We start from the raw sequence: 15,321 nt of genomic DNA on the forward strand, positions 1-15,321 counted from the left end.
TACTGTGAAAACAAGGATTATTATTTTGAATTTTACTTGGTTTTGTTTTTGTTAAATGGAGAAAAAATGAGAAGATTGAACGCAGGATTATTGGCTTTTTTATTATCTTTATCGACGCTTAGTTTTGCGCAAGAAGAGATTGATACTGAAGTACTAGAGACGAACGATACCGTTGTAACAGAAGAAGTTGTTGAGCCAGTTGAGGTTGAAAAATCTGCAGGACCGGTACAAACCATTCAGTCAGCCATTGTTAAGCTTAACCAATTAACGACAGTTGCCACTTATTCTCCACGATTTATTGGCCAACTTATCGAAACCGAAGTTGCACCATTATTTGATTTCGATCACATTGCCAAAGAGGTTATGTTAGTTAGTAACTTAAGATTGGGTAATGAAGAGCAAACATATTTTGTGACTAAGATTAAGCAAAATATCATTACTTCGTTGTTATCAAGGCTAACGCAAACAAGATCTACCTCATTTGCATTTATCTCTGCCCGACCAATGATTGGCGGTTCAATTACAGTAAAGCTTAAAGTAAACGGATATTATTCGTACGACATGTTTTTAGATTTGATCTTCCATCAGTCAGCTGATCAAAGTTGGAAAATTGCAGATATCGTTTTAAATAACGATAGTTTGATTAATTACTATCAAAAAATGGTGTTAATTAAACTAAGAAGATATGGCGTATACGGTATGCTTGGCAGACTTTAATTCACCAGTAAATAAAACGAGAAGAAATTATGAGTGATATGACTTTATTAGAAAAAGACAAAGATATTGAAAAGGCGACTAAAGCGCTAAAAGCGATGGCACACCCGCTACGTCTTAAGATTTTATGTGCACTTAAAAATGACGAATTACCAGTATTGGAAATTGTAAAACAAGTAGGCTCTTCGCAGTCGAATATTTCTCAGCATATTGATATCCTTAGAACTAAGGATATTATTGAGTCGAGACGTGATGGAAATAGAATTTTATGTAAAGTAAAAGATGCGAAAATTCTTAAACTGGTTGCGAATATGCAAGCTGTTTTTTGTTCATCTGACGATATTTAAATTCAAAGAAAGTTATCTCGCTACTTTCGTTAAATTATGCGCTCGTAGCTCAGCTGGATAGAGTGTTGGCCTCCGAAGCCAAATGTCGGGTGTTCGAATCACCTCGAGCGCACCACTTTTATTCTTTATGATTTATCCTGATATTAATCCAATTGCACTAGATCTTGGCTTTGCTCAAATCTATTGGTATGGATTGATGTATTTAGCAGCTTTTTTAGCCGCTTATTTTTTGGCCAATTCTCGCGCCAAAAACTCAAATAACGATTGGAATCCCCAACAAATTGAAGATTTAATCTTCTATGGCGCTATTGGTGTCATTGTTGGTGGACGATTGGGTTATATGTTGTTTTACAACTTTCCAGTCTTTATTGCTGATCCTCTCTCAATTTTTGCCATTCAAGGTGGCGGTATGTCGTTTCATGGTGGTTTTTTGGGTGTGTTATTGGCAATGGCATTGTTTAATCGTAAATATCATAAAAGTTTTTTTACCACCATGGATTTTGTTGCACCACTGGCGCCACTTGGTTTAGGTTTCGGCAGAATTGGTAATTTTATCAATGGTGAGCTTTGGGGAAAAATAACCACTACTCCATTTGGTATGTTTATTCAAGAGCAGGGCGTTAGTCGCTTCCCATCGCAATTGTACGAGGCCTTGTTAGAGGGCTTTGTATTATTCGCCATTCTTTGGGTATACAGTCGAAAACCAAGACCGCTAATGTCAATTTCGGCATTATTTTTAATTTTTTATGGATTCTTTAGATTTATAATTGAGTTTGTTCGAGTGCCCGATGTGCAGCTTGGATACTTAGCATTTGATTGGCTAACCATGGGTCAGATACTAAGCTTGCCAATGATTATCCTGGGTGTTTATCTGTGGTTTAAATCAAAAAATAAATAATTATGAAAGCATATATTGATATTGGAAAACGAATTTTAGATGAGGGCGTATGGTTAGAAAATACCCGTACTGGACAAAAGGCCCTTACTGTTATTGGCGCAACGTTTGAGCATGATTTGTCAGATGGTACAGTGCCAGTGGTAACCACTAAAAAACTCTTTTGGAAGTCGGCTATTGCTGAGATGTTGGGTTACATTCGTGGCTATGATTCTGCCGCTCAATTTAGGGCGATTGGTTGCAACACCTGGAATGCTAACGCTAACGATAATCAGGCTTGGCTTGATAACCCACACCGTAAAGGTGAAGATGATATGGGCATGTGTTACGGCGTAATAGGGCGTGCATTTCCTGGTATTGAAGATGACGCGCCACTGGATCAGTACAAAAAGATTGTCACAGACTTATCCAATGGTGTCGATGATCGCCGTGAAATGATGACTTTTAATCATCCCAATCTTATTCACCGCGCTTGTTTGCCAGCATGTATGCACACGCACCATTTTAATCTTTTGGGTGATGATCTATATCTTGAGAGCTATCAACGTAGCAGCGACTATGCACTTGGCCAGCCATTTAATCATTTTCAGGTGGCATTTTTGTTGCTCATTACTGCACAAATTACTGGTAAAAAAGCCAAAAAAATGCGTCATCATTTGTCCAACGTACACCTGTATGAAAACCAAGTGGATATTTTTAAAAACCAGCAAGTTGATCGTGAGCCATTAGCTCTGCCACAATTAAAAATTAATCCAAAAATTAAAACTCTGGAAGATCTTGAAACTTGGGTGACCCTGGAAGATTTTGAGTTAGTGGGCTACCAGCACCACAATCCAGTTAAATATCCATTCACTGTTTAAGAGAAAAATATGAGTCTGCCTAATTGTCCTAAGTGTAATTCTGAATATGTGTATGAAGATGGCAATTTATTAATTTGCCCTGAATGTGCTTATGAATTTTCAGCCGATGATTTGATTGAGCAAGAAGAGGTGGTTAAAGATTCAAATGGCAACACTCTAATGAATGGTGATACAGTAACGGTGATCAAAGACCTTAAAATTAAAGGCACTTCAAACGCAGTTAAAGTCGGTACAAAAGTTAAAAATATTCGTCTAGTTAAGGGTGATCATAATATTGATTGCAAAATCTCTGGTCACGGTGCGATGAAGCTTAAGTCAGAATTTGTAAAAAAGGTTTAATTGCGTTAAAAAATTTCGGAAATTTTACGAATTGCACTATTTCCAAAGATCTACTGTAATACCTTGTTCGCGTAGCTTGTCTGATTTGTCCTCTAGGTAGCGCTGGAAATTTGGCTGGGTTTTATAAGCACCTGTTAAGGCATACGTCATAATTCCGTGCGTATGGTATGCTTTGAAAAAGGCATCACGTCTAATAATCTCTTCACCGGTTTTGTCAAAAAATACAATGGCAGGTTTGTAAGTAAGATTAAGCTTCTCATACCAATCTTTGGCGGTGGTGCGTTTGCCAGCAGGGGTGATAAGTTTTTCATCAGACAATGCATTAAAGCGTACAACTTGCATTTTCTTTAGATAATTTTGAGTCTCTTTCAGTGGCATTAATTGTTGATAGAAATCATTACAGGTTTGGCAATTTGGCTCTTCAAAAAATACTGCCAACACTTTTTGTGCTGGAATGGTTTCGCTCCGACTAAGCATATGCGGCCCAGCATCGAAAATAGCATGTGCATTAAGTGTGCCAGTTTTGTCTTTCTTTAAGTTATTAATATAATTCGCGTAAGATTGATTAAGGTAGGATTTATTAGCAATATAATCAAGTGTGGCGTGCATTTTATCAATAGATTGATAGCCATTAAGCCTAAGTAGTGTCTCGCCTTTAGAGTTTAAAAAAACAAGTGTAGGAGTGAATTGAATTTTCATTTTTGCTGAAAATTCTTTTTCGGTGAAATCACTACCTTGCCAATCTGTTAGTTCACGATCCCCCCACATATTGGTTTCAATGACATCAAAATTGCTTTGTAATTTAGCCACTAAATCTTTATCGTGGAAGTTGTCCTGAACCAGCTTGGCACAATAAGGGCAGCCATCTTGATGGAAGTAAATCATTACATGCCTGCCTTCGTCAGCAGCCTCTTCTAAGTCTTCTGAAAAGTCCATGAAGGTTGCTTTAAACCAGTTGGGTAATTCATCGACAATTTTTCCGCCTAAGAATTCACCTTGCTTGACGTGTTCATGAGCAAGTGTATTGATTGAAAATAATAGTGCAATAGTTAGTAGTATTGCGTGCATAATCTCTCCCCAGAGTTGTATTTAGATACTTAAAGATTGTAGGCTTAAATGTAGATTGATGCAAGCGATATGCTAATTATCAATAGATTCAATTCCCTTTTGCGGTACAAATAATCCGCAGCCTAATAAGCGATGATCACCCAACCCTTTTTCTTGCAATAGCACTGATTCATTTTTTTTAAGGTCGGCCACCATTAGTGAACGAGTATGGATAGTGCCGGATTCAGTCTTAATATTACTCTCAAGACCTGCCATCATTTTTTTGACTTGAATGCCAAGGTTAGATAGTTGTTTAAAGCAGAGTTTTAAAAAATCCTCTTCACTCATACTATGTTCGCAAGCGACTTGCTTTGCAAATAAAACTGGCAAATCGCTTAATAATTTTGAGTTAATGAGTTTAACTACTTTTATTTTATACTCACCTAAGTCGAGTATTTTTCCAGCCAAATTTTCAGCATCTTTCAGGTGTTCATGCGTGATACGTAGAATCAGTTTCGAGCGCTTTGAAGGGTAGTAAAACCCACCTTCCTTGCTTTGCTCCCAGCCATTGCCATCAGCCACACCAACATTATGAATGCCAGCGTTAATTTCTTCTAACCAAGGTAGATGTTTGAGCAGGGCTTGAGCCAGTAAAAAGCTATGGTCCATCGGAAGAATTTTCGATTGGATTTTAAAGCTAACCTCTTGAATAGTTTCAGGAAGCGTAAAATGTTCTTGTTTAGTGTCTTCTTGCCAAAACATACAAAAATACGAATTTAATTATTATTGCGTCATTATAGATGGAAAAATTACAACAAAAACTCAACTATCAATTTAAAGACACGTCTTTGCTTAAGCTTGCATTGACGCATCGTAGTGTTGGTAGAAAAAACAATGAACGTCTTGAGTTTTTAGGTGATAGTATTCTAGGTTTGGTAATTTCTAGAGAGTTATATAAGCGATTTACTCAAGTTGAAGAGGGTAAATTATCACGCTTGCGTTCACGTTTAGTTAGAGGTCAGACATTAGCTCAATTTGGACTTGCTTTGCAATTATCAGATGTGCTTATCTTGGGGTCTGGAGAGTTAAAAAGTGGCGGTTATCGCCGTGAATCAATCCAGGCAGATGCAGTAGAGGCCATCTTTGGTGCGATCTTGTTGGATTCTGATTTTGAAACAATCAGCATTATTATTTTGGATTTATTTAAAGATCTTTTGGACAATATTGATCCGAATGATTCGCTTAAAGATCCAAAAACATTGCTTCAAGAATATTTGCAAAAGCGTAACAGTACATTGCCAAAATATGAATTAATTAAAACAGTAGGCAAGGATCATAATGCCATTTTCACGGTTAATTGTTTGCTAGAAGATCAAAAAATGCAAGTAGATCAAGATGCAAAAAGTATTAAAAGAGCTGAGCAATCTTGCGCGCAGGCGTTGTTAGACAAGCTACAGGAGAGAAAATAATGGGATTTCAATCAGGATTTATAGCGGTAGTTGGTAGGCCAAATGTTGGTAAATCAACCTTGGTTAATGAGCTTATTGGGCAAAAATTATCCATTACTTCGCATCGTCCACAAACCACGCGTCATCGTATTCATGCAATTGATACCACGGATAATTATCAAATGGTATTTGTAGATACACCCGGCATGCATATTGGCAATAAAAAAGCCATTAATGCCTATATGAACCGTGCAGCTAGCTCTAGTATTAAAGATGTTGATATGATCTTGTGGTTGGTTGAAGCAGGTAAATGGACCAAGGAAGATGAACGTGTTTTAGAGCATGTGTCACAAGTTGATGTGCCAGTTATTATGTGTATTAACAAAATTGACAAACTTGTATCGCATCAGGCGGTTTTGCCATTTATAGAAAAAATTTCTGAAAAGTATCAACCGACCGACTTATTTCCACTATCAGCTTTTAAAAAACGTGACACAGCCGCTCTAAAAAAATTAGTACTTAAGTACTTACCTGAGCAAGACATGATTTTTGATGTAGATTATGTCACTGATCGTTCAGAGAGGTTTATTGTGGCTGAATTTATTCGCGAGAAACTTATGCGTCATTTAGATGATGAGTTACCTTATGATTTAACCGTAGAAATTGAGCAATACGAATTAGACGGCAAGATGCAGCGAATTTCTGCACGTATTTTTGTTGAAAAGGATTCGCAAAAAAATATTGTCATTGGTAACAAGGGCGCCATGCTTAAACTTATTGGCACTGAAGCGCGACAAAGTATTGAAGGGTTTTTAGAGCGTAAAGTATTTTTACGACTTTGGGTTAAGGTATCTACTGGTTGGTCAGATTCTAAACGTTCGTTAGCTTCATTGGGCTACGATTAAACCTTAATGGATTCAGTAACACAGTTCAGTCTTGGTGCTGTCATTGGGCTAGCCGTTTCACCTAAAAAAACCATAAAAATTGCATTAATTTCTGGTCTTGTAGCCACAATACCTGATCTAGATATTTTTCTTAGTCATCCAGACGATCTAACAAGTACAATCAGACATAGAGGCTTCTCTCACTCTTTGTTTTATCTATCTGTAATTTCCCCGTTAATTGCCTTATTTCTGTATAAGTTTTTTAGTTTAATTAGTTATTTTCGATGGTGGTTGTTAGTTTTTTTAGCCCTAACGACGCATCCAATTTTAGACAGCCTTACAATTTACGGCACCTCTTTATTTTTACCTTTTAGTGATCATAAGGTAATGATAGGCTCAATTTTTGTCATTGATCCAATCTATACATTGCCACTTATTGTAAGTGTTGGCTATCTTTTTATTAAGAAAAAGATGTTACAAATCAAGGGGATTTCATTTAATACAATAGCGCTTGTTTTTTCACAGGCGTATTTACTCTTAACATTGCTTATTCAGCAAGCACTTATACCAAGTGAAAAAAGTTTTGCAACCCCTACGCCATTTAACAGTTTATTGTGGAGAGTGGTAACTGTGAATGATGATTATATAGAGCAATATTTTGTTAATATTTTAGGTGAAAAAGGAAAAAAAATTCAGGTTGAAAATCGCCATTATTTAAAAAGTATCAATACTAATGAAGTGGATAAATATGCAAACTTTTCAAGTGATTTTTATAATTTGAAAATTGTTAACGATCAGTTGGTGTTGCAAGATCTTAGAATGGGAAGTATTGAAAATCCGGCTTTTAGCTTTATTATTGCAAAATTTATAGAAGGCGAATGGAATCTAATAACACCCTATAGAAACAAAATACATTTTGATTTACAAGGAATGTATGGAAATAAAAAATTGTGACAAAAATTGAATTAACTTCAGCTTTTTTAATTCATCGTCGGGCTTTTAAAGAGTCTTCATTGCTGTTGGATTTTTTTACCCATGAGTATGGAAAAATACGCCTGGTTGGTCGTAGCTTAAGAAAGTCAAAAACCTCCATACAAGTGTTTCAACATCTAAAAATTTCTTATAGTGGCAAGGGTGATTTAAAAGGGTTGAATAATTGGGAAGTGGATGACGTACCAAGACGCTTGCAGGGCGAAAGTTTAATTTTAGGTATGTATGTCAATGAGCTTATTTCAAGGCTGTTGCAAGATCAAGATCCTCATTATGAGTTGTTTGTTATGTACAGAGATTTTGTTAATCAATTAACCGAAATAGATGCCGCTTTACACCATTGGTTGTTGCGTTTATTTGAAAATAATTTATTGCAAGAACTGGGTTATGGTGTTGATTTGTCTTACGATGTTGTTGGCAACGAAATAAACCAAGACTTGATGTATGAATATCAACATCAGGGTGGATTTGCGCCAAGCGTTACGGGTAAAATATCAGGAAAATTGATCTACCAATTGCTAGCTGATGACATTAACAATATGCCAGATTTAGTGCAATTAAAGGTATGTAGAGATTTAAATCGACTCAGGTTAAAGCCCTTATTGGGCGATAAGCCTTTACAAAGTCGATCCTTATTTTTTAGCAGATAACAACATTATGAGTATTTATTTAGGCGTCAACATTGATCACATAGCCACCATTCGTCAGGCGCGAGGCACAAGCTACCCTTCTCCAATTGAAGGGGCTTTATTATGTGAGCAATCAGGCGCTGATAGCATCACTTTGCACTTGCGTGAAGATAGGCGTCATATCCAAGATGCTGATGTGGAAATTTTTCGTCAAAAGCTAACCACTAAAATGAATTTAGAAATGGCAACAACCGATGAAATGATCGCTATTGCTGAAAAAATAAAGCCAGAAGATTGCTGCTTAGTACCTGAAAAACGTGAAGAACTAACGACTGAAGGTGGACTAGATGTTTCGGGTCAAATTTCTAGAATGACAGGTGTATGTGCTAGATTGGGCGAGGCTAAAATTAATGTATCATTATTCATCGATGCTCAAAAAGAGCAAATCGATGCAGCTCGAGAATGTGGCGCGCCTGTTATTGAGCTACATACTGGTCATTATGCCGACACTTCTGGCACTGAACAACAGCAAGAGTTAGAGCATATTAAAACTATGGCAACTTACGCCCATTCTATTGGTTTACAGGTTAATGCAGGTCATGGATTGACGCTAGAAAATACAGCAGAAATTGCGAAATTACCCGAAATTATTGAACTTAACATTGGACATTCAATTATTGCCAGAGCAGTTTTTGTTGGACTTGCTCAAGCAACACAAGAAATGAAAGATTTAATGCTCGAGGTGCGTACCCCGCAAGGGAGTATAAAAGCATGATCTACGGTATCGGTACAGATATTATCAATATTGAGCGTGTTGAACATATCTTGAATAAAAATAAGCAAGGTTTTGTTAATCGTGTTTTGTCTGATCATGAGCGCTTATTGTTTGCCAATAAGGGCGATAGCGCCTCATACTGTGCTAAGCGTTTTGCTGCAAAAGAGGCTTTTGCAAAAGCACTTGGAACGGGTATTGGTAAGGTTGTCAGTTTTCAGGATTTAACTATTCGTAATAACGATAGTGGAAAACCTTATTTCATTCCTAGTGAAAAATTACGCCTACATTTGGTGAGTAAAAATATCAAACATGCGCATTTAAGCTTGTCAGACGAAAAATTTAATGCGATTGCTTTTGTAGTGTTGGAGTTGGGTGTTGAGCAAGAATCAGAATCAGGTGAATATGGCACAACGTTTTAGTTAATGTAGGCGCCATAGCCAGCTTTAAAAGCTTCATTTCTAGTACCCTGACAGCCAAAATTTTCTGCGGTTTTAAATCCAGATAAAGCCATTGGATTTTGTTCAAGAATTGGCACTGGAATTTCATCCATATCAAAGCGCTTAAGGCCTTTGTTCATTTGTTTGATGCCTTGATAACTCAATCCACCGCAATTCTCATTGTAATATTTAACTGCACCAATGATAATAAACATTTCGTTGGGGGATAAGCTATGGGCAGAAGAGCCTGATAGAATGATAAAGATCGCAATAATTTTTTTCATAAGTCAACTATAAAAAAACAATGGTTGGCTTAAAGTTTACACTTAATTGTGGAATATTCTATGACTTAGGTCAAATAATTTTAAATATATTCTGCACCAACAATGGCAAACAAGTAAGATTTTGTATTGCGATTAATAGTGGATAAAAACACTTGCCCACCTGGCTTTACTAACGTTGCGCAAGCCTGAATAATAGAGTTTGGATCTGGAACATGCTCAAGCATTTCCAAGCAAGTCACTACATCAAATTTTCCCGCATGAGTTTTGGCAAGTTCTTCAACTGGAATCTTTTGATAGTTGACTTTCTGTCCAGATTCAAGCAGGTGGAGCTTAGCCACTTCTAAGCCCGCTTCTGCCATATCTATGCCCGTTACATTTGCACCTTCACTAGCCATTGCCTCGCTTAGAATTCCGCCACCACAACCAACATCTAGAATGTTTTTGCCGTTTAATGAATTGTCACAACGCTCTTTAATGTAATTTAGGCGCAATGGGTTAATGTCGTGAAGGGCTTTAAATTCAGAATTCTTGTCCCACCAGCGTGATGCTAGTGCGGCAAATTTATTAACTTCATCGTAATCTACATTACTCATAATGATTTCACCACTTTTAGTACTTCATCAACATGTCCGCTAACGGCAACTTTATTCCAAGATTTTAAGATGTTGCCATTTGTGCCAATGATAAAGGTAGAACGCACAATGCCTATTTTCTCTTCACCATTTTTAGATTTTAATTGCCAAGCACCAAACGCTTCACATAAGATTCCATCTTCATCAGAAATTAGCTCGAACGGAAATTCTTGTTTGGCTTTAAACTTTTCATGACTTTCCATGCTATCTTTTGAAACACCGTAAACAACTGTATTAGCATCGACAAATGCTTGGTAATTATCTCTAAAATCTTGCCCTTCAAGTGTACATCCTGAGGTTGCATTCTTGGGATAAAAATACAAAACGATATTACGTCCCTCTGTATCAGGAATGCTGGCACTTACGTTGCTTGTAGCTTTACAGTTGGTTGGTTGAGCTTTATTCATGGCGACGATGGTTAAATTATTAAAGGTTTATTTTATCATAGAGATTGAACAGCTTCTAACACCTCATTCACATGAGCCTTAACTCTAACCTTATCCCAAGATTTAAGAATATCACCTTCTGGGCTAATGATAAAGGTTGAGCGAACAATACCCATATACTCTCTACCCATGAATTTTTTTAATTGCCATACGCTGAATAGTTCGCAGAGTTTACCTTCTTCATCAGAGATTAATTCAAATGGAAATTTTTGCTTGGCTTTAAATTTTTCGTGTTTAGCTAGAGTATCTTTTGACACGCCATAAACAACGCAGTTGGCATTAACAAATGCTTGGTGATTATCTCTAAAATCTTGCCCTTCTGTGGTGCAGCCAGGTGTTGCATCTTTAGGGTAGAAATATAAAACAATATTACGATTTTCGCTATCAGGAATTTTTACGTCTAAATTACTCGTTGCGGAGCAGGTAATAGGTTGAACTTTATTCATTGCTTGTATAATGAGTTGTTTAAAAACCTTGATTTTATCACCACCATGAAGAACATTCGTAATTTTTCAATCATTGCCCATATTGACCATGGTAAATCTACCATTGCCGATCGTTTTATTCAGTTTTGTGGCGGTTTGAGCGATCGTGAAATGTCAGCACAAGTGCTAGATTCAATGGATATTGAAAAAGAGCGTGGCATTACTATTAAATCTCAGAGTGTTTCTTTGGATTACAATGCAAATAATGGCAAAACTTACCATTTGAACTTTATTGATACTCCGGGGCACGTGGATTTTTCTTATGAAGTGTCACGTTCATTATCAGCTTGTGAGGGTGCTTTATTAATTGTAGATGCATCGCAAGGTGTTGAGGCTCAGACAGTTGCTAATTGTTATACGGCGCTTGACCAAGGTTTGGAAGTGGTGCCGGTTTTAAATAAAATTGATTTACCTGCTGCAGATCCAGATCGCGTTATTGAAGAGATTGAGGATGTGATCGGTATTGAGGCAATGGATGCGGTACATGCCAGTGCCAAGTCTGGCATTGGTATTCAAGATATTCTTGAGCAAATTGTTGAGAAAATTCCTGCGCCAAAGGGTGAAATTGATGCACCTATCAAGGCACTTATTATTGATTCTTGGTTTGATAATTATCTAGGTGTAGTGTCACTTGTTCGAGTGATTGATGGTGAAATTAAAGCAAAAACAAAGATTAAAATTTTCTCCAATGGTAATGAGCATTCAGTTGATGAAGTGGGTGTATTTACTCCCAAGAGGGTTAAAACCGAAAGCCTTAAGGCTGGAGAGGTTGGCTTTTTAATTGCTAACATTAAGAATATTGATGGCGCCCCAGTAGGTGACACTATTACTGGTGCCAAGAATTCTGTCACTGAGCCTTTAGAGGGCTTTAAGCCAGTTCAGCCACGTGTATTTGCAGGTATTTTCCCCATCTCTGGCGAGGATTATGAAAAATTTCGTGATGCGCTAGCCAAGTTACGTTTGAATGATTCAGCCTTGCAATATGAGCCAGAAAATTCTGATGCACTTGGTTTTGGTTTTCGTATTGGTTTCTTAGGCTTATTGCACATGGAGATTGTTCAAGAGCGCTTAGAGCGTGAATATAATCTTGATTTGATTACCACGGCGCCTACTGTTATTTATGAAATTTTGGACACTAAGGGCAATCTTCATCATGTTGACAGCCCCTCGAAAATGCCAACAAATCAGTCTATTGCCGAATTTAGAGAGCCGATTATCACCGCCAATATTTTAGTAACAGATGAGTATGTGGGCAATGTAATTAGCCTTTGTGTTGAAAAGCGTGGCGTACAAAAATCACTTACCTATATGGGTAGGCAAGTTCAATTGGTTTATGAATTACCACTCAACGAAGTCGTGTTGGATTTCTTTGATCGACTTAAATCGGTTTCTCGTGGCTTTGCCTCGATGGATTATAAATTTGCACGCTATCAAGAGTCCGATTTAATTCGTCTAGATATCATGATCAATCAAGAACCAGTTGATGCGTTGGCATTGATTATTCATCGTGATGATTCAGTTCGAAAGGGTAGAGAAATCGCTGAGAAAATGAAAGAATTAATTCCACGTCAGATGTTTGACGTCTCTATTCAGGCATGTATCGGTGTTAAGATTATTTCTCGTGCCAATGTTAAGGCCCTGAGAAAAAATGTAACGGCTAAATGTTATGGCGGTGATGTCTCTCGTAAGCGTAAATTGCTTGATAAGCAGAAAAAAGGTAAAAAGCGTATGCGTAGTGTAGGAAGAGTGGATATCCCACAAGAGGCATTCCTTGCGGTCTTACATATCGATTAATAAACGTATTTGTTTGTCTATATCTGAGTTATAAAGAAAGCCTTGATCTGAACAAAAACTATCATTTATTGGTTTAAGCTAGTAGGCGCTCTAAAACAAACTTAGAGCCGTAATAAGCAATAACCAGCAAACTAAAACCAACCTGAGTTGTGGTAATTGCTTGCTTGCCGCGCCAGCCAAATAACTTTCGTCCAGTAATTAAGGTTGCAAAAATCATCCAAGCAATAATTGACAATACTGTTTTATGCATTAGCTGTTGAGCAAGAAAATCATCAATAAAAATAAAGCCGGTAATGAGAGATAAGGTTAGTAGGTAAAAACCAATTCTTAAACTCTGAAACAACAATCCTTCCATGGTTTGTAAAGGCGGCAATTTATTGATAAAGGCGTTAATCTTGTGCGCATGTAAATGATTTTCCTGAATTTTTAATAGCACTGATTGGCACACAGCCAACGCTAATAAAGCATAGGCGGTGATTGATAAAAATACATGCGAAGCAATACTTAGCGGAATGATTTTATCGCTAGCATCCGGAAATAAAATGCCAAAACCTAGAGAAATGGCGGCCAATGGGTAAACTAAAATACCCAGCGCATGTACTGGCTTAGAAATTGAAGATAAAAATAACAAAATAGCAATCAACCAAGCAACAAATGAGGCGCTGTTTGCCAGGCCAAATACAATGCCATTTGTCGTCCAAAAATCAGTAAAGGTTAGAGTTTGTGCAATAATAGCAAAACTAATCAATAATGAGGTTGTTTGCTGGTGTGGATGCTTGAGTTCATTTTTGCTAAAAAAACGCATCAGCAATAGGGCTGCAGTTAAATAAGTTGAAATTGCAAAATAAGATAAAAACATAATTAGCGCGCTGAATTAATACAAGGTACTATAATACGATACTTTGATTCAACAATAGAATTATGTTTGATAATTTAACTGATCGCCTATCTAATAGTTTTAAAGCCTTGCAAGGAAAAAGTAAGCTTTCCGAATCTAATATTAAGGAAGCTATTCGCGAGGTTCGACGTGCCTTATTAGAGGCGGATGTCGCACTTGAAGTTATCAAGGCTTTTTTAGATCGTGTACAAGAAAAAGCACTTGGACTTAAAGTTGGCGAAGGTCTTAACCCTTCACAAGCATTTATCAAGCTAGTTGAAACCGAGCTAACTGATATTATCGGTGGTGAGAATAAAACCCTAGATCTTAAAACTCAAGCCCCTGCAGTAGTGATGGTAGCGGGTTTGCAAGGTGCAGGTAAAACAACTTCAATTGCCAAGCTAGCATTATATTTAAGAGAGCGTGAAAATAAGAAAGTCTTGGTGGTAAGTGCCGATGTATATCGACCGGCCGCTATTGCACAATTAGAAGTACTGGCTAAGCAAGTTGAGGTTGATTTTTTTGCATCAGATATCAGTCAAAAACCTGAAAAAATTGTTGCTGATGCAAAAAAATATGCGCAGCAAAAATTTCACGATGTACTGTTAGTTGACACCGCTGGTCGTCTTCATGTAGATGAAGAAATGATGAGTGAGATTCAAACACTACAGCAAAAAGTTAATCCAATTGAAACCTTGTTTGTTGTAGATTCTATGACAGGTCAGGATGCAGCGCATACTGCCAAAGCCTTTGCTGATGCATTGCCATTAACAGGTATTATTTTAACCAAAACAGATGGCGATGCACGAGGTGGTGCAGCACTTTCTGTTCGCCATATTACTGGTAAACCAATTAAGTTTTTAGGTGTTGGTGAGAAGATTGATGCGCTAGAGCCGTTCCATCCAGATCGTGTGGTTTCACGCCTACTTGGTATGGGCGATGTCTTGTCTTTAGTGGAAGAAATCTCTAGAAAAGTTGACCATAAAAAAGCTGAAAAATCGGTTAAAAAAATGGCCAAAGGTCAGTTTGATTTAGATGATATGCGTGATCAGTTGTTGCAAATGGAGCAAATGGGTGGCATGGCAGCATTGATGGACAAGATGCCAGGCATGGGTCAAATCCCACAAAGTGTTAAAAATCAAATGATGGGTGGTGTTGATACTAAACGTATGGTGGCTATTATCAATTCAATGACGCCAAAAGAGCGATCTCATACCAAACTAATTAAAGGCTCTCGAAAAAATCGTATTGCCAATGGTTCTGGAACTTCACCACAAGATGTTAATAAGTTACTTAAACAATTTGAAAAAATGCAGAAACAAATGAAAAAAATGAGTGGCGGTAAGATGCAAAAAATGATGGCTAAAATGGCAGGGTTGCAAGGTGGAGATATGCCAGCTGGAATGCCTGATATGTCAAAAATGAAACTACCTGGCAT

The 15,321-nt window shown here is 37.3% G+C and carries 19 protein-coding genes, 1 tRNA gene and 1 pseudogene; 14 read left to right on the forward strand and 7 right to left on the reverse strand.

Features of this window, described 5'->3' with window-relative positions; genetic code table 11:
- Positions 1-66: 66 nt before the first annotated feature.
- The 6 genes from BTHERMOSOX_RS02565 to BTHERMOSOX_RS02590 all read left to right on the forward strand — a co-directional run bounded on the left by BTHERMOSOX_RS02565 (position 67) and on the right by BTHERMOSOX_RS02590 (position 3,155).
- A complete protein-coding gene (locus tag BTHERMOSOX_RS02565) occupies positions 67-717 on the forward strand; it encodes an ABC transporter substrate-binding protein (RefSeq protein WP_138119126.1) in 651 nt (216 codons plus the stop codon).
- A gap of 29 nt (positions 718-746) precedes the next feature.
- Positions 747-1,061 (forward strand): ArsR/SmtB family transcription factor, encoded by a 315-nt coding sequence (locus BTHERMOSOX_RS02570; protein ID WP_138119128.1) that lies wholly within the window; start codon positions 747-749, stop codon positions 1,059-1,061.
- Positions 1,062-1,099: 38 nt separating this feature from the next.
- Positions 1,100-1,176, forward strand: a tRNA-Arg gene (locus BTHERMOSOX_RS02575).
- A 12-nt stretch (positions 1,177-1,188) separates the two neighbouring features.
- The gene (gene lgt / locus BTHERMOSOX_RS02580; RefSeq protein WP_138119162.1) at positions 1,189-1,959 is read left to right on the forward strand and encodes a prolipoprotein diacylglyceryl transferase; all 771 of its coding nucleotides are present in this window, start codon (positions 1,189-1,191) and stop codon (positions 1,957-1,959) included.
- A 2-nt stretch (positions 1,960-1,961) separates the two neighbouring features.
- On the forward strand, positions 1,962-2,816 hold the full coding sequence (gene thyA, locus BTHERMOSOX_RS02585) for a thymidylate synthase (RefSeq protein ID WP_138119130.1): 855 nt from the start codon (positions 1,962-1,964) through the stop codon (positions 2,814-2,816).
- Between the two features lie 9 nt (positions 2,817-2,825).
- The gene (locus BTHERMOSOX_RS02590) at positions 2,826-3,155 is read left to right on the forward strand and encodes a zinc ribbon domain-containing protein YjdM (protein WP_138119132.1); all 330 of its coding nucleotides are present in this window, start codon (positions 2,826-2,828) and stop codon (positions 3,153-3,155) included.
- 36 nt (positions 3,156-3,191) lie between these two features.
- On the opposite strand, the gene BTHERMOSOX_RS02595 is transcribed toward BTHERMOSOX_RS02590, so the two are convergent.
- Entirely contained in the window at positions 3,192-4,223 is a 1,032-nt protein-coding gene (locus BTHERMOSOX_RS02595) for a thioredoxin fold domain-containing protein (RefSeq protein WP_138119134.1), read from the reverse strand.
- Positions 4,224-4,295: 72 nt separating this feature from the next.
- Positions 4,296-4,964 carry a type I-MYXAN CRISPR-associated protein Cas6/Cmx6 gene (gene cas6 / locus BTHERMOSOX_RS02600; protein ID WP_138119136.1) on the reverse strand — a complete coding sequence of 223 codons (669 nt, stop codon included), beginning with the start codon at positions 4,962-4,964 and terminating at the stop codon, positions 4,296-4,298.
- Between the two features lie 38 nt (positions 4,965-5,002).
- Between cas6 and rnc the strand changes: the two genes are divergently transcribed.
- From rnc to acpS, 6 genes are read left to right on the forward strand one after another with little or no spacing between them, the layout of a single operon-like run.
- On the forward strand, positions 5,003-5,671 hold the full coding sequence (rnc, locus tag BTHERMOSOX_RS02605; RefSeq protein ID WP_138119138.1) for a ribonuclease III: 669 nt from the start codon (positions 5,003-5,005) through the stop codon (positions 5,669-5,671).
- Positions 5,671-6,555, forward strand: a complete 885-nt coding sequence (gene era, locus BTHERMOSOX_RS02610) for a GTPase Era (protein ID WP_138119140.1) — start codon at positions 5,671-5,673, stop codon at positions 6,553-6,555. Before rnc ends, era begins: the two co-directional genes overlap by 1 nt.
- A 6-nt stretch (positions 6,556-6,561) precedes the next feature.
- Positions 6,562-7,488, forward strand: coding sequence for a metal-dependent hydrolase (locus BTHERMOSOX_RS02615; protein ID WP_138119142.1), 927 nt, complete (start codon positions 6,562-6,564; stop codon positions 7,486-7,488).
- Positions 7,485-8,174 carry a DNA repair protein RecO gene (recO, locus tag BTHERMOSOX_RS02620; RefSeq protein ID WP_171004627.1) on the forward strand — a complete coding sequence of 230 codons (690 nt, stop codon included), beginning with the start codon at positions 7,485-7,487 and terminating at the stop codon, positions 8,172-8,174. The genes BTHERMOSOX_RS02615 and recO overlap by 4 nt, the downstream gene beginning before the upstream one ends.
- 7 nt (positions 8,175-8,181) lie before the next feature.
- Entirely contained in the window at positions 8,182-8,928 is a 747-nt protein-coding gene (pdxJ, locus tag BTHERMOSOX_RS02625; protein WP_138119146.1) for a pyridoxine 5'-phosphate synthase, read from the forward strand.
- A complete protein-coding gene (gene acpS / locus BTHERMOSOX_RS02630) occupies positions 8,925-9,347 on the forward strand; it encodes a holo-ACP synthase (RefSeq protein WP_138119148.1) in 423 nt (140 codons plus the stop codon). Before pdxJ ends, acpS begins: the two co-directional genes overlap by 4 nt.
- On the opposite strand, the gene BTHERMOSOX_RS02635 is transcribed toward acpS, so the two are convergent.
- From BTHERMOSOX_RS02635 to BTHERMOSOX_RS02650, 4 genes and pseudogenes are all read right to left on the reverse strand, one after another.
- Positions 9,344-9,649 (reverse strand): hypothetical protein, encoded by a 306-nt coding sequence (locus BTHERMOSOX_RS02635; RefSeq protein WP_138119150.1) that lies wholly within the window; start codon positions 9,647-9,649, stop codon positions 9,344-9,346. The two genes, acpS and BTHERMOSOX_RS02635, sit on opposite strands and share 4 nt — an antisense overlap.
- An 83-nt stretch (positions 9,650-9,732) precedes the next feature.
- A pseudogene (gene ubiG, locus BTHERMOSOX_RS02640) lies at positions 9,733-10,242 on the reverse strand (bifunctional 2-polyprenyl-6-hydroxyphenol methylase/3-demethylubiquinol 3-O-methyltransferase UbiG); the annotation flags it as partial.
- A complete protein-coding gene (locus BTHERMOSOX_RS02645) occupies positions 10,239-10,688 on the reverse strand; it encodes a peroxiredoxin (protein ID WP_138119154.1) in 450 nt (149 codons plus the stop codon). The gene BTHERMOSOX_RS02645 and the pseudogene ubiG, both read right to left, overlap by 4 nt.
- Positions 10,689-10,723: 35 nt before the next feature.
- Positions 10,724-11,173, reverse strand: a complete 450-nt coding sequence (locus tag BTHERMOSOX_RS02650) for a peroxiredoxin (RefSeq protein ID WP_138119156.1) — start codon at positions 11,171-11,173, stop codon at positions 10,724-10,726.
- Between the two features lie 45 nt (positions 11,174-11,218).
- Here BTHERMOSOX_RS02650 and lepA point away from each other — a divergent pair, with 45 nt between their 5' ends.
- The gene (gene lepA / locus BTHERMOSOX_RS02655) at positions 11,219-13,006 is read left to right on the forward strand and encodes a translation elongation factor 4 (protein WP_138119164.1); all 1,788 of its coding nucleotides are present in this window, start codon (positions 11,219-11,221) and stop codon (positions 13,004-13,006) included.
- Positions 13,007-13,079: 73 nt separating this feature from the next.
- Here lepA and BTHERMOSOX_RS02660 read toward each other — a convergent pair whose 3' ends face one another.
- On the reverse strand, positions 13,080-13,865 hold the full coding sequence (locus BTHERMOSOX_RS02660) for a cytochrome C assembly family protein (protein WP_138119159.1): 786 nt from the start codon (positions 13,863-13,865) through the stop codon (positions 13,080-13,082).
- Positions 13,866-13,927: 62 nt separating this feature from the next.
- Between BTHERMOSOX_RS02660 and ffh the strand changes: the two genes are divergently transcribed.
- The coding region (gene ffh, locus BTHERMOSOX_RS02665; RefSeq protein WP_138119160.1) for a signal recognition particle protein at positions 13,928-15,321 on the forward strand (1,394 nt) is incomplete at its 3' end.

Origin of the sequence: Bathymodiolus heckerae thiotrophic gill symbiont (assembly GCF_900128515.1) — a bacterium.
Taxonomy (GTDB): Bacteria; Pseudomonadota; Gammaproteobacteria; order PS1; family Pseudothioglobaceae; genus Thioglobus_A.

Coding starts and splice junctions, on each gene's coding strand:
- acpS (WP_138119148.1), top strand. CDS start 8,925: ATGATCTACGGTATCGGTACAGATATTATCAATATTGAGCGTGTTGAA.
- lepA (WP_138119164.1), top strand. CDS start 11,219: ATGAAGAACATTCGTAATTTTTCAATCATTGCCCATATTGACCATGGT.
- pdxJ (WP_138119146.1), top strand. CDS start 8,182: ATGAGTATTTATTTAGGCGTCAACATTGATCACATAGCCACCATTCGT.
- rnc (WP_138119138.1), top strand. CDS start 5,003: ATGGAAAAATTACAACAAAAACTCAACTATCAATTTAAAGACACGTCT.
- era (WP_138119140.1), top strand. CDS start 5,671: ATGGGATTTCAATCAGGATTTATAGCGGTAGTTGGTAGGCCAAATGTT.
- BTHERMOSOX_RS02570 (WP_138119128.1), top strand. CDS start 747: ATGAGTGATATGACTTTATTAGAAAAAGACAAAGATATTGAAAAGGCG.
- thyA (WP_138119130.1), top strand. CDS start 1,962: ATGAAAGCATATATTGATATTGGAAAACGAATTTTAGATGAGGGCGTA.
- lgt (WP_138119162.1), top strand. CDS start 1,189: ATGATTTATCCTGATATTAATCCAATTGCACTAGATCTTGGCTTTGCT.
- BTHERMOSOX_RS02590 (WP_138119132.1), top strand. CDS start 2,826: ATGAGTCTGCCTAATTGTCCTAAGTGTAATTCTGAATATGTGTATGAA.
- BTHERMOSOX_RS02615 (WP_138119142.1), top strand. CDS start 6,562: ATGGATTCAGTAACACAGTTCAGTCTTGGTGCTGTCATTGGGCTAGCC.
- BTHERMOSOX_RS02645 (WP_138119154.1), bottom strand. CDS start 10,688: ATGAATAAAGCTCAACCAACCAACTGTAAAGCTACAAGCAACGTAAGT.
- BTHERMOSOX_RS02595 (WP_138119134.1), bottom strand. CDS start 4,223: ATGCACGCAATACTACTAACTATTGCACTATTATTTTCAATCAATACA.
- cas6 (WP_138119136.1), bottom strand. CDS start 4,964: ATGTTTTGGCAAGAAGACACTAAACAAGAACATTTTACGCTTCCTGAA.
- BTHERMOSOX_RS02565 (WP_138119126.1), top strand. CDS start 67: ATGAGAAGATTGAACGCAGGATTATTGGCTTTTTTATTATCTTTATCG.
- BTHERMOSOX_RS02660 (WP_138119159.1), bottom strand. CDS start 13,865: ATGTTTTTATCTTATTTTGCAATTTCAACTTATTTAACTGCAGCCCTA.
- BTHERMOSOX_RS02650 (WP_138119156.1), bottom strand. CDS start 11,173: ATGAATAAAGTTCAACCTATTACCTGCTCCGCAACGAGTAATTTAGAC.
- BTHERMOSOX_RS02635 (WP_138119150.1), bottom strand. CDS start 9,649: ATGAAAAAAATTATTGCGATCTTTATCATTCTATCAGGCTCTTCTGCC.